This window comes from Curtobacterium sp. JUb34, assembly GCF_003755065.1.
Lineage (GTDB): Bacteria > Actinomycetota > Actinomycetes > Actinomycetales > Microbacteriaceae > Curtobacterium.
The window spans coordinates 547,858-560,426 of sequence record NZ_RJVH01000003.1 but is presented as its reverse complement, the minus strand read 5'-3'; the positions used below and the strand labels follow the sequence as shown (position 1 = coordinate 560,426).

Annotated in this window: 11 protein-coding genes and 1 tRNA gene; 3 read left to right on the top strand and 9 right to left on the bottom strand. The window is 72.1% G+C overall.

Annotated features, from left to right (window positions below; translation table 11 throughout):
• Window positions 1–23: 23 nt before the first annotated feature.
• Window positions 24–620 (top strand): hypothetical protein, encoded by a 597-nt coding sequence (locus EDF63_RS13805; RefSeq protein WP_123313556.1) that lies wholly within the window; start codon window positions 24–26, stop codon window positions 618–620.
• On the opposite strand, the gene EDF63_RS13800 is transcribed toward EDF63_RS13805, so the two are convergent.
• The 3 genes from EDF63_RS13800 to EDF63_RS13790 form a co-directional block, all read right to left on the bottom strand.
• Window positions 586–659: transfer RNA gene (locus EDF63_RS13800), tRNA-Pro, on the bottom strand. The two genes, EDF63_RS13805 and EDF63_RS13800, sit on opposite strands and share 35 nt — an antisense overlap.
• 83 nt (window positions 660–742) lie before the next feature.
• Complete coding sequence (locus tag EDF63_RS13795) at window positions 743–1,345, bottom strand: hypothetical protein (protein ID WP_148061785.1); 603 nt, start codon at window positions 1,343–1,345, stop codon at window positions 743–745.
• Window positions 1,342–2,172, bottom strand: coding sequence for an endonuclease/exonuclease/phosphatase family protein (locus tag EDF63_RS13790; RefSeq protein ID WP_123313554.1), 831 nt, complete (start codon window positions 2,170–2,172; stop codon window positions 1,342–1,344). Before EDF63_RS13790 ends, EDF63_RS13795 begins: the two co-directional genes overlap by 4 nt.
• A gap of 70 nt (window positions 2,173–2,242) precedes the next feature.
• On the opposite strand from EDF63_RS13790, the gene EDF63_RS13785 reads away from it, so the two are divergent.
• Both EDF63_RS13785 and EDF63_RS13780 read left to right on the top strand, forming a co-directional pair.
• Window positions 2,243–3,718 carry a hypothetical protein gene (locus EDF63_RS13785; protein WP_123313553.1) on the top strand — a complete coding sequence of 492 codons (1,476 nt, stop codon included), beginning with the start codon at window positions 2,243–2,245 and terminating at the stop codon, window positions 3,716–3,718.
• A gap of 78 nt (window positions 3,719–3,796) precedes the next feature.
• Complete coding sequence (locus tag EDF63_RS13780; protein WP_185021427.1) at window positions 3,797–5,926, top strand: ATP-dependent DNA helicase RecQ; 2,130 nt, start codon at window positions 3,797–3,799, stop codon at window positions 5,924–5,926.
• Between the two features lie 12 nt (window positions 5,927–5,938).
• Here EDF63_RS13780 and EDF63_RS13775 read toward each other — a convergent pair whose 3' ends face one another.
• From EDF63_RS13775 to EDF63_RS18985, 6 genes are all read right to left on the bottom strand, one after another.
• Entirely contained in the window at window positions 5,939–6,460 is a 522-nt protein-coding gene (locus tag EDF63_RS13775; protein ID WP_123313552.1) for a hypothetical protein, read from the bottom strand.
• Window positions 6,461–6,591: 131 nt separating this feature from the next.
• Window positions 6,592–7,227 carry a hypothetical protein gene (locus tag EDF63_RS13770; RefSeq protein ID WP_148061784.1) on the bottom strand — a complete coding sequence of 212 codons (636 nt, stop codon included), beginning with the start codon at window positions 7,225–7,227 and terminating at the stop codon, window positions 6,592–6,594.
• A gap of 145 nt (window positions 7,228–7,372) precedes the next feature.
• Window positions 7,373–8,911 (bottom strand): ribosome biogenesis GTPase Der, encoded by a 1,539-nt coding sequence (gene der / locus EDF63_RS13765; protein WP_123313550.1) that lies wholly within the window; start codon window positions 8,909–8,911, stop codon window positions 7,373–7,375.
• A gap of 108 nt (window positions 8,912–9,019) precedes the next feature.
• A complete protein-coding gene (cmk, locus tag EDF63_RS13760; protein ID WP_395872075.1) occupies window positions 9,020–9,715 on the bottom strand; it encodes a (d)CMP kinase in 696 nt (231 codons plus the stop codon).
• Between the two features lie 194 nt (window positions 9,716–9,909).
• Window positions 9,910–11,022: a prephenate dehydrogenase gene (locus EDF63_RS13755; protein ID WP_123313549.1), complete on the bottom strand. Its 1,113-nt coding sequence runs from the start codon at window positions 11,020–11,022 to the stop codon at window positions 9,910–9,912.
• Window positions 11,023–11,048: 26 nt separating this feature from the next.
• The gene (locus tag EDF63_RS18985) at window positions 11,049–11,840 is read right to left on the bottom strand and encodes a pseudouridine synthase (RefSeq protein ID WP_228510267.1); all 792 of its coding nucleotides are present in this window, start codon (window positions 11,838–11,840) and stop codon (window positions 11,049–11,051) included.
• Window positions 11,841–12,569 lie beyond the last annotated feature (729 nt).

The window sequence follows — 12,569 nt, the reverse complement described above, 5'->3', positions numbered from 1 at the left end:
GGCTCGGTTCCGGAGGTTCAGCGATGATCACTGGGCAGGAAGTCGAGGTCCCGACGAGGACCAGGACCACGACCGTCACGGTGCGTGCGTTGCGTGCCATCCACAGGCGGATGCCGTACCTCGACCTGTCCACCACCGCGCACGAGACGCTCGCCGCCGGTCTCGACGCCGGACGAGCGGCGCTGGACCACGCCCTCACCTCTGGTGCGAGCCCGCAGGTGAAGGGTTGGAAGCTCACCCTCCACGCCTTCGACTACAACCTCGACTTCTTCGAGGTGGGCGCGCTCGACGACGACCGGTTCAAGATCGCGGACCCGGAACTGCGCATCGTCGAACGCGCCGGCAATCCTCCGCGCCATCGCCTGACGCAGACGACCCCATCGTGTCTCGATGGGGTCCCCCCGCGGGCTTCCGTGTCTGACTCGATTCGGACGCCGCTCCGAGAAGCGTCGTGTCGCACACAGGTGGTCCGCTCATCGTCGCAGCGAGCGAGCCCCGTGCATACGACCCCACGACAGCCACGGGAACGAAGAAGCCCACCGAGATCCTCGGTGGGCTTCTGTCGTTGTGCCAGACACGTTTCGGTCGGGCTGACAGGATTTGAACCTGCGACCCCTTGACCCCCAGTCAAGTGCGCTACCAAGCTGCGCCACAGCCCGCGAGTTCCGGAGAACTCAGGATCCCGGAGGATCCTCGCCCGCGTCCGACCGGAGCGCGAGCGACCGGTCCAGCATAGCGGACGTCAGACCCCCTCCGCGCCACCGCGCGTCGGCCGCACCACCTCGCGCCGCGCCGCCAACCACGGCAACCCGAGCCCGACGAGCAACCCACCGGCCCCGTCCGCGGCCAGGTCCCCGATCGTATCGTCGTAGCCGACGTAGATCGCCGAGTCGACGAAGTTGTGCCCGAGCCACTCCCCCATCTCCCACGCGGCTCCGATCGCGAGTCCCGCACACAGTCCGAGGATCGCGACGACCACCCGTCGCTCCCCGTCCGGCGCCGGCACCGCGCGCAGGTCGGCGCCGATGACGTAGAGCACGGCGGCGAGCAGCCCGGTGAGGACGACGTGCATGAACTTGTCCCACAGGAACACGCTCGTGTACCACTCGAGCACGCTCGACCACCCCGCGAGGAGCACGAGGACGCACACCGCCAGGTCGAACGCGGGCCGCAGCCCGAGCATCCGCGGCACCACGACCCCGAGCAGCGACAGCGCCATCACCGGCAGCGCGGTCCCGCCCCACCCGATGCTCGCGACGACCAGGCTGACGAGCGTCAGGGCACGCACCACGTCGGCCACCAGGAACTTCGGCCGCAGGAACGTCGGCCCGAGCGTGGCGATCACGACGCCCACCGCACGACCGCGTGCACGGCCGCGTGGTCGGAGGGCCACACCCCGCCCGGCCGCCGGTTCGACACGGCGACCCGCTCGACGGTCGCGTCCGGCGTCACGAGGACACCGTCGATGCGCCGGCCGCCGACACGTGGACTCCCGTAGTGCGGGTACGTCCCGTACGGCTCACCCACCTGCCGGGAGGCCCGCCCCCAGCTGTCGACGACACCAGCGTCCGCCAGTGCTCGCCATGGTGCGGATCCTGCCGGGCTGTTCCAGTCGGCCATCACGACGGCGGGCAGGCCGCGCTGTCGCACGATCCGGCCGAGCAGTTCGGCGGATCGCAGCCGGGCCCACGGCGACGCGACGTCGAGGTGGGTGGCGATCGCCAGGAACCGGACGCCGGTCGCGCGGTCGTCGACGACGGCGCCGACGGCGTGCCGGGGGAACGACGTGGCCCACGAGCGCGAGCCGGGGCGGTGCGGCGTGCGGGAAAGCGCCCACGTGCGGCGCTCGACGATGTCGAGGCGCGAGCGGTCGAGGAAGAGCCCCACCTGTTCGCCACCGCCGCGCGCGCCGCGCCCGGCCAGGACGGGCTCCCAACCGGATCCGAGGCCGGCCGTCAGGTCGTCTGCCTGCGCGGGGAGGGCCTCCTGGACGGCGAGGACGGTGGGCGCTTCGGAGGTGACGAGCGAGGTGATCGCGTCGCGGCGACGCTCCCAGGCGTCCGGGTGCGCGGGTGGCCGCGGCACGCGGCGCCGCACGTTCAGGGTCATGCAGTGGACCTCGGGCGACCGGACGGCTCCGATGAGCGGGTGGTCGTCGGGGTGGTGGGGCATGCCTCCCTTCTACGAGACGACACCCGTCGGATTCCCAGGGACCTCTCCGCGTGGCTCGTAGGGTGGCCCGATGCGTTCTCGTTCCACCCCTCGTGTCCTCGTCGCGATCGCGGTCTCCGGACTGCTGCTCGGAGCCGCCGGGTGCACCTCGAGCGGCCCGGACACGAGCCGCCCGACGTTGGCGAAGGGCTCGGCCGACACCGTCACGGTCGCCGATGCCTCGGACGCCGCAGCCCGGTCCGTCCGCGTCAGCAAGGCCCTGTTCGCGAGTGCTCCGGGAGCGGTCGTCGCCCGGGCCGGCGACACCGACGGGGTCCGTGATGCCGCCAAGGCTGCGGCGAGCGCCCACGTCCCGGTGCTGCTGACGACCAAGAACACGAGCGCTGCCGTGGCCCGCGAACTCGACCGGCTCGGGGCCGACTGGTACCAGGCCGAGGGCGACGTGTCGCTCGACACGGACGTCGACGAGCGGAAGGCGCCGGAGGGTGGCGACGCGCCGGAGTCGACCCGGGCCTCCCGGCAGGCGACCGTGGTGGTGGCGGACGCCAGTGCGGACGCTGCTGCCGTGGCGACCGCGAAGGCCGCCGGCGCTCGTGTGGTGACCATGCCGAGGGGCGTGACCGACCCGGCTGCCGCACCCGACGTGGTGACGGCGCTGCACGAGCGAGCGAAGCACCCGACGGTCCTGGTCGGTGCGGCGTTCGACGCACTGCAGGACCCGGAGTGGACGGTGCGGGCGGCCGAGGGCGGCTTCCAGCTGCGGAACGGCGGGCAGCGACCGTTCGACGGGCACCGCTACGTGGCGCTGTACGGGGCTCCCGGGGCACCGGCGCTGGGCGTGCTCGGCGAGCAGGGGCCGGAGGCCACCGTCCGGCGTGCTGAGCAGGTCGCGAAGCCGTACCGGGCGGAGTCCGACGAGCTCGTGACGCCCGCGATGGAGGTCATCGCGACCGTCGCCGCAGGTGACGCCGGGTCGGACGGCGACTACTCGACGGAGCTGCCGGTGTCGACGCTCGAGCCCTACGTCGATGCCGCCCACGACGCCGACATGCCCGTGATCATCGACCTGCAGCCGGGCCGGTCCGACTTCCTGTCGCAGGCGAAGAAGTACGAGTCGCTGCTGAAGAAGCCCGGCGTCTGGCTGGCGCTCGACCCGGAGTGGCGGCTGACGAAGGACCAGGTGCCGCTCGAGCAGATCGGTAGTGTGTCGGCGTCCGAGGTGAACGAGGTGTCCTCGTGGCTGGCTGCGCTCGTGCGCGACGAGGGGCTGCCGCCGAAGGCCCTGGTCCTGCACCAGTTCCGGCTGTCGATGATCCAGGACCGTTCCGCGCTGGAGACCCACCCGGAGCTCGACATGCTCGTGCACGTCGACGGGCAGGGCTCGCAGCCGGACAAGCAGGCGACGTGGAAGGCGCTGCACCAGGGCGCGCCCGAGGGGCTGCACTGGGGCTGGAAGAACTTCTACGACGAGGACACGCCCATGCTGACGCCGTCGCAGACCATGCAGGACGTGCAGCCGACGCCGGCGTTGGTCACCTACCAGTAGCGGCTCGCCTGTCAGCGTTGTCCACAGACGGGAGGCGGTGCCTCCGTTTCGTCGGTTGCTCCTGACAGCATGGGGGGCATGGAAACCACCGCCCCGCCTTCTGCAGACATCGCCGCCGAGGCACAGCAGGCGCTCGCTGCGCTCACGGGGCGCCCCGACGCGGTCTTCCATCCCGGCCAGCTCGAGGCGATCTCCGCCCTGGTCGAGCACCGACAGCGTGCCCTGGTCGTGCAGCGCACCGGGTGGGGCAAGTCCGCCGTGTACTTCCTCGCGACCCTGCTGCTCCGTCGCCGTGGTGGCGGCCCGACCGTCCTGGTCTCGCCGCTGCTGGCGCTGATGCGCGACCAGGTGGCAGCGGCTGCCCGCGCGGGGGTCCGTGCGGTGTCGATCAACTCGGCGAACGCGCACGAGTGGGGCGAGACCCAGGCAGCCCTTGCCCGTGACGAGGTCGACGTGCTCCTCGTCTCCCCCGAGCGCCTGAACAACCCGAAGTTCCGCGACGAGCAGATGCCGACCCTGATCGCCCGGATGGGCATGCTCGTGGTCGACGAAGCGCACTGCATCTCGGACTGGGGCCACGACTTCCGACCGGACTACCGCCGCTTGGCCGAGCTCATCCGCTCGCTCCCCCACGGCGTCCCCGTCCTGGCGACGACCGCGACGGCGAACGAGCGCGTGGTCGAGGACGTCGCCGAGCAGCTGACCGCCGGCCCGGCCGACCCGGTCTTCACCATCCGTGGGTCGCTCGCCCGGGCCTCACTGCGACTCGGCGTGCTGACGCTTCCGGATGCCCGGCAGCGGCTCGGCTGGCTGCTCGCGCACCTCGGCGACCTGCCCGGCAGCGGCATCATCTACACGCTCACGGTCTCGGCGGCCGAGGACATCGCCCGACTGCTGCGCGACAACGGGTACGCCGTCCGCGCCTACACGGGGCGCACCGACACCGACGAGCGGGAGCAGCTCGAGCAGCAGCTCAAGGGCAACCAACTGAAGGCCCTCGTCGCCACGAGTGCGCTCGGCATGGGGTTCGACAAGCCGGACCTCGGGTTCGTCGTGCACGTCGGCGCTCCCTCGTCGCCCGTCGCCTACTACCAGCAGATCGGTCGTGCGGGTCGTGCCACCGACAACGCCGATGTGCTGCTGCTGCCCGGGCGTGAGGACCGCGAGATCTGGCAGTACTTCGCCAGCGCGTCGATGCCGACCGAGGCCCGCGCGTCGGCCGTGCTCGGCGCCCTGTCCACCGACACCGCGATGTCGACGGTCGCCCTCGAGGGCCTGGTCGACATCAAGCGCTCGACCCTCGAACTCCTGCTCAAGGTGCTCGACGTCGACGGAGCGGTCCGACGGGTCACCGGCGGCTGGGTCTCGACCGGACAGCCGTGGCAGTACGACGCCCCGCGGTACGAGCGGGTCGCTGCGGCACGCGCTGCCGAGGCCGCGTCGATGCTCGACTACGAGTCCACCTCGGCCTGCCGCATGCAGCTGCTGCAGCAGGATCTCGATGACCCCTCCGCGGAGCCCTGCGGCCGGTGCGACAACTGCGCCGGGGCGTGGTTCCCGACCTCGGTCTCCGACTCGGACTCGTCCGGTGCGGCTGCCGCGCTCGACAAGGTCGGCGTCGAGATCGCCCCGCGTGCCCAGTGGCCCTCGGGGATGTCGTCGCTCGGGGTCTCGGTGCGGGGCAAGATCGGCGCCGACGAGCTCGTGCAGCCCGGCCGCGCGGTGGCGCGTCTGACCGACCTCGGCTGGGGCGGACCGCTGCGTGCACTGTTCTCGCCGTCCACACCCGATGCCCCGATCTCGCGCGAGCTCGTCGACGGCTGTGTGCGGGCGCTCAAGGACTGGCCGTGGGAGACCCGGCCGACCGGCGTCGTGGCGATGTCCTCGCGGTCGCGGCCGCAGCTCGTGGGGTCGCTCGCCCAGGCGCTGTCGACGATCGGGCGGCTGCAGTTCCTCGGCACGCTCGACCGGAACGGCGGCACGCCCCGCGGCGACGGTGCGACGAACAGCGCCTACCGGTTGTCCGGCGTCTGGGACACGTTCCAGGTCGGGCCGGAACTCGCGGAAGCGCTGCAGTCGCACCAGGGCCCGGTGCTGCTCGTCGACGACCTGGTCGACAGCCGGTGGACGGTGACCGTCGCGGGCCGCGAGCTCCGGCGTGCCGGGGCCGCCGCCGTGCTGCCCTTCGCGCTGGCCACGGTCGCGTAGCCGCCGCGGGCGCTAGCGGCGGGCGGGCTTGGGGAACGTGGCGCGCATGTGGTCGGTGGTGAGCACGTCGCCGATGCCGATCATGAGCAGTGAGAACACGATCTGCTCGATCACCATCCAGAACGGGTACAGCCCGGGGATCGCCGCCACGATGAGCGTCACGATCGGGAAGATCCGGCTGAACAACCGCACCCGCTGGTACGCCCAGTAGTACCCGAGCTGCGCCCGCCAGGCGAACACGTACAGCGTCAGGGTGATGAGCAGCACGACCGTCGCCCGGAACCACACCGCCCACGGCACGGTCTCCCCCGCACGCGTCAGCAGCACGGCGACGACGATGGCAGCGAGTCCGACGATCGTCTCGGCGACGAGCAGCCACCGGATCCAGCGGAACGACCGAACGGTGTCGGGGTGCTCGAGCATGTCCTGGCGGATGACGTACCCGCCCTGACGGCCTCCGGCCAACCGGTCGAGCCGGAGTCGGCACCACGCGCGGTCGGCGAGGCCACCGAGTCCGTCGTTGCGCTGCGTCACCAGTACATCGTGCCGCATCGAATGACCGTCGGCGTACCGCGCGGGTACCGACGCCGACCCCGAACGACGTCATCGAGGTCGCACGACGTCGACGATGTCGTTCCGGGTCGGCGTGGGACTGCCCAGCCGGCTCAGTCGCTCGGGACCAGCGCCGCGCCACCCAGCACCGTGCCGGTCGCCGCGTCGAGCAGGACGAGGGAACGGACCTCGTCTGGCAACGTCCACGGCTCGCCGAGCACGACGGTCAGCCCCTCTTCGAGACCGGCGGCCTGGAAGAGGTCGAAGGACTCCCCCGCCGGCGTCCACGTCGGGTCCTCCCCACCCGTCACGGTCCCACCGGACAACACGATGTCGACCGGCCCCGTCGTCCCCGTCTCCAGGTGCGCGATCTCGACCGCCAGCGTGTCGTCGCCCGTGTTCCCGGCGATGTGGACGTGGCCCGAGGCAGCAGCGCCGTCGATGCCGACGATGTCCCCGGAGACCGGCGGAACCCGGCGCCACCACGGTTCGATCGGCGACGAGTCGACCGGTTGCACGGCCGGGGACTCCTCGAGCAGGGGTTCGCCCAGGCCGTTCAACGGCCGCAGCCCTTCCGAGGGGGACCGCGCGGGTTCGGGGACGGCTCGATCGGAGCGGGTGACGAGGTCGTCCTCGGCTGGGGCGTGCGAGACCGTCCAGAGCGACACCGAGCCGACGACGACCACGGCGACGAGGGCTCCCACCAGGGCGAGCCGACGTCGATCCGTTCCCCACCGCCCGATGCGCACGCTCCCATGGTGCCGCACCGACGCTGCGGACGCGATCCGGGCCTCCCGGCCGAACGCGAACGCGAACGCGAACGCGAACGCACAACGCACAACACACAACGCGCCCCGTGCAGACGGGACGCGTTGTGTGTGGTGCAGCTGCGGCTCAGCGCTTCCGGCGCTCGCGGACCCGCATGTTGACGTTGATCGGGGTGCCGGAGAAGCCCCAGACCTCGCGGAGTCGACGGGTGATGAACCGTCGGTACTGCGGGTCGAGGAACGCCGACGTGAAGAGCACGAACGTCGGCGGCTGGCTCGACGCCTGGGTCCCGAATAGGATGCGGGGCTGCTTGCCGCCGCGCACGGGGTGGGGGTGCTCCTGGACGAGCTCGGCGATGAAGGCGTTGACCTTGCCCGTCGGGATGCGGGTGTCCCACGACTCGAGGGCGGTCTCGAGCGCCGGCACGAGCTTCTCGAGGTGACGGCCGGTACGGGCGGAGATGTTCACGCGCGGGGCCCAGGCGACGTGCGCCAGGTCCTGCTCGATCTCACGCTCGAGGTAGCGGCGACGTTCGTCGTCGAGCAGGTCCCACTTGTTGTAGGCCAGGACGAGCGCACGGCCCGACTCGAGCACCAGGTCGATGATGCGGAGGTCCTGCACGGACACCGGCTCGGTGACGTCGAGGACGACGACGGCGACCTCGGCCTTCTCGAGCGCGGCGGTCGTGCGGAGCGACGCGTAGAAGTCGGCGCCCTGCTGCATGTGGACGCGCTTCCGGATGCCGGCGGTGTCGACGAACCGCCACACCTTGCCGCCGAGCTCGATCTGCTCGTCCACCGGGTCGCGGGTGGTGCCGGCGATGTCGTTCACGACGACGCGCTCTTCACCGGCGGCCTTGTTGAGCAGCGAGCTCTTGCCGACGTTCGGGCGGCCGAGGATCGCGACGCGGCGGGGACCGCCGACCTCCTGCTTGGCGACGGCCGAGGTGTCGGGGAGCGTCTTGATGATCAGGTCGAGCAGGTCCGCGACGCCACGGCCGTGCAGGGCCGACACCGGGTGCGGCTCGCCGAGCCCCAGGTTCCAGAGCTCGTAGGCGTCGAGTTCACGGCGCTCGTCGTCGGCCTTGTTCGCGACGACGATGACGGGGCGGTCGGTGCCGCGGAGCATCTTGACGACGTGCTCGTCGGTGGCGGTGATGCCGACCGTGACGTCGACGACGAACAGGACGGCGTCCGCGAGGTCGATCGCGACCTCGGCCTGCGCGGCGACCGAGGCGTTGATGCCCTCGGCACCGGGCTCCCAGCCGCCGGTGTCGACGAGCGTGAAGCGCTTGTCGTTCCAGTCCGCCTTGTAGCTGACGCGGTCACGCGTGACGCCGGGGACGTCCTGCACGACGGCCTCGCGACGACCGAGGATGCGGTTGACGAGCGCGGACTTGCCGACGTTCGGGCGGCCGACGATCGCGAGCACCGGGTAGGCGGGCAGGTAGTGGACGCCGTCCTCGCCGACCTGGCCGCCCTCGAGCAGGGCGAGGTCCTCGTCCTCGAGGTCGTACTCCTCGAGCCCGGCGCGGAGCGCGGTGGCGCGCTGCTCGGCCTCGGCCTCGTCGAGTCCGGCGAGCCGCTCGCCGAGGGCGTCGTCGTACTGGGGGAAGTCGTCGTACTGGGGGAAGTCGTCGTTGTCCGGGTTGTCCAACTGAGCCATGGTGGGTTCCTCGCGAGCGGCCGGAGCCGCGGTGTCGGTGGCCGTTCCCGGCCGGGCCGGAGTTCCGGCCGTGGTGTGACCAGGCGGCCGAGGCCGTCCGGTCGTGCGTCAGTGCGTGGCCGCGCGGGCCAGGTCGACGACCGCCTGCACGGTCTGGTCGAAGTCGAGGTCGGTGGAGTCGAGCGTCGTGACGCCGTCCGCGGCGTTCATGAAGTCGACGACCTTCGCGTCCGCCGCGTCTCGGCGAGCGAGTGCGGCGGAGGTCTCTGCGGCCGACTGGGTCGTGACCTCCGCCGAGCGCCGGGCCATTCTAACCGACTCGTCGGCCGTCAGCAGGATCCGGACCTCGGCGTCGGGTGCGACCACTGTGGTGATGTCCCGCCCCTCGGTGATGATCCCCGGTGCGTCGGTCTTCCGCATCACGTTCCGGAACAGCTGCACGAGGCGGTGCCGGACGTCCGGGAGCTTCGCGATGTGGGCGACCGCACCCGTCACGTCCGGGGTGCGGATCGCGTCGGTGACGTCGGTCTCCCCCACGCGCACGTAGTAGTTGTCGGGGTCGGTGCCGATCGCGTAGTCGAAGGTGTCCCAACTCGCCAGGATCGCCGCCGCGTCGTCGAGGTCCACCCGCTGCTGCAGGGCGTGCCAGGCGAGCGCACGGTAGGCGGCGCCGGTGTCCTGGTAGCCGTAGCCGAGGGCACGGGCGGCCGCGCGGGACACGCTCGACTTGCCGCTGCCCGCGGGGCCGTCGACCGCGATGACGATCTTCGCGACGTAGGCGCCGTCGGTGAGACCGGCCGGCACCGGGGCACTGGTCGAACCGGGCTCGCCGCCGGGTTCGCCGAGGCCGCCCGCCGGACCGCCGAGTGCGCCGCCGTCGCCGCTGCCGCTGAGCGGACCGCCGGCACCACCCTGGCCCGGGGTCGGGAGACCGGAGTCGGGCCCGTCCGGGCCGCCGGTCACACCGGATTCGTTCGTCGCTGCGTTCGTGTCGTCGTTCAGGCCCATGCTGCTGCGATCCTCCATCCGCGCCCCTCGAGTTCCTCGACGAGTCGCTGTTCCTGCTCGGGCAGCACCGACACCTCGACGATGCCGATCTGCGCGCCCGGTGAGTGCTCGAGGCGCATGTCCTCGAGGTTGATGCCGATCTCCCCGATGAACGTCAGGAGCGCGGCGATCTGCCCGGGGGTGTCGTCGACGAGGACGACCACCTGGGCGAAGCGCTTGGTGGTGCCGTGCTTGCCCGGCAGCCGTTCGACCCCGCGGTTGCCGGCGGCGATCGTCTCGGCGATGGTGCGCGGCGAACCGGCGCCGTCCGGGTCGCCGAGGGCGTCGATCACGCGCGAGAGGTCGTCGCGCAGGTCGGTGAGCACCGGCCGGATGTGCCCGGCGTTCGCCCCGATGATCTGCACCCAGAGGCCGGGGTCGCTCGCGGCGATGCGCGTGACGTCGCGGACGCCGCCGCCGGCCAGGCCGAGCGAACCGTCCGGGGCGTCCCGCAGACGTGCGGCCATGAGGGTCGACACGAGCTGCGGCGCGTGCGAGACGTACGCCACGGCGAGGTCGTGAGACTCGGGGTCCATCGGGACGACGGTGGCGCCGACGTCGAGCGCGAGGTCCTCGACCACCGCGGCACGCTGGTACGTGATGCCGTCGTGCCCGGCGATCACCCACGGGCGTCCGACGAACAGGTCGGCGCGGGCGGCGGTCGGACCGCTGCGCTCCCGTCCGGCCATCGGGTGCGAGCCGATGTAGCGGGTGACGTCGGCTCCGGCGGCAACCAGGGCGGCCAACGGACCGGACTTCACGCTGGCGACGTCGGTCACCACGGCGCTCGGGTGGGCGGCGAGCTCACGCTCCACTACGGTCGCGACGACGTCCGGCGGCACCGCGACGACGACGAGCTCCGGCTGGTCGCCGGCTGCCGGTCGACGCCCGGCGCCGTAGTCCACGGCGAGCGCCAACGCGGCCGGCGACACGTCGTCGAGGACCACGTCCACGCCCTTCTCGCGCAGGGCCAGCCCGATCGAGGCGCCCAGCAGCCCGGCACCGACGACCCGGACCGGGCCGCGCAGACGGCGGTCGATGTCGGTCGGGGTCACGTCGGTCACCGGGCAAGCCTACCGACCGAGCACGGTCAGTCCGCCGTCTCGTCGTCCCACTCGTCGTCCTCGCCCTGGTCGAGGGCGACGTCGCGGTCGTCACGAGCGGAGGGCTTGGCGTCACGGACCGTTCCGAGCAGCTTGCCGACCTCGACCGTGCCGAGCTCGCGCATCTTGCCCGGCGGCAGGCTGCCGAGGTGCAGCGGCCCGAACGAGCGACGGACGAGTTCGAGGACCGGGTGGTCGACGGCCTCGAGCATGCGTCGGACGATCCGGTTGCGGCCGGAGTGCAGCGTGATCTCGACGAGCGACTCACCCCGCGAGGACTCGAGCAACCGCACCTTGTCGGCCTTGATGGGACCGTCCTCGAGCTCGACGCCCTCGGTCAGACGCTGCACCACGGCGGGGTTCACGTTGCCGTGCACCTTCGCGATGTACGTCTTCTGCACCCCGAACGACGGGTGCGCCAGCACGTGCGCCAGGTCACCGTCGTTCGTCAGGACGAGCAGCCCGGAGGTCTCGGTGTCCAGGCGGCCGACGTTGAACAGGCGCTCCTCGTAGCGGTCCACGAACTCGGTCAGGTCGCGGCGACCGCGCTCGTCCTGCAGGCTCGAGACGACACCGGTCGGCTTGTTCAGCACGATGTAGCGTCGCGAGGAATCGATCTGCACCGGCACGCCGTCGACCGAGATCGCGTCGGTCGCGGGGTCGACACGACGCCCGAGGGCGTCCACGACCTGGCCGTTGACCGTCACGCGGCCCTCGACGATCAGGTTCTCCGCGACTCGGCGAGATGCCACGCCCGCAGCGGCGATCACCTTCTGCAGGCGCTCCCCCTCTGCCTGGAGGCCCGGCTCGGCCCCGGCAGGCGCCGTCCCGTCCGCCGCGTCCCAGTCCTCGATGATCGGCCGTTCGGGCGTGCCCTCCACCGGGATGCCGTTGCTGTCGCGCTCACCGCTCGGCTTCGGCGTGGTGCGGCCGTTGCTGCTGCGGTCGCTGTTGCGGACGCTCGTGGTGCCGCCGACGTAGCGACGGCCGTTGTGCCACACGCGGCTCTGCTGGCCGTCGGGGCCGCGGCGGTCGTCGCGGTTGTCACGCGGGGCCGAGCGGCGGTCGTCGCGGTTGTCGCGAGGTGCCGAGCTGCGGTCGTCGCGGCCGCGGTAGCCGCCACGGTCGTCGCGGTTGTCACGCGGAGCCGAGCTGCGGTCGTCGCGGCCGCGGTAGCCGCCACGGTCGTCGCGCGGAGCCGAGCTCCGGTCGTCGCGGCCGCGGTAGCCGCCACGGTCATCGCGCGGAGCCGAACTGCGGTCATCGCGACCCCGGTACCCGCCACGGTCGTCACGCGGAGCCGAGCTGCGGTCGTCACGGCCGCGGTACCCACCACGGTCATCACGCGGAGCCGAGTTGCCCCGGTAGCCACCACGGTCATCACGCGGCGCGGCGCTGCGGTCGTCACGCCCGCGGTACCCACCACGGTCATCACGCGGAGCCGAGCTCCGGTCATCGCGACCTCGGTACCCGCCACGGTCGTCGCGCGGCGCCGAACCGCGGTCATC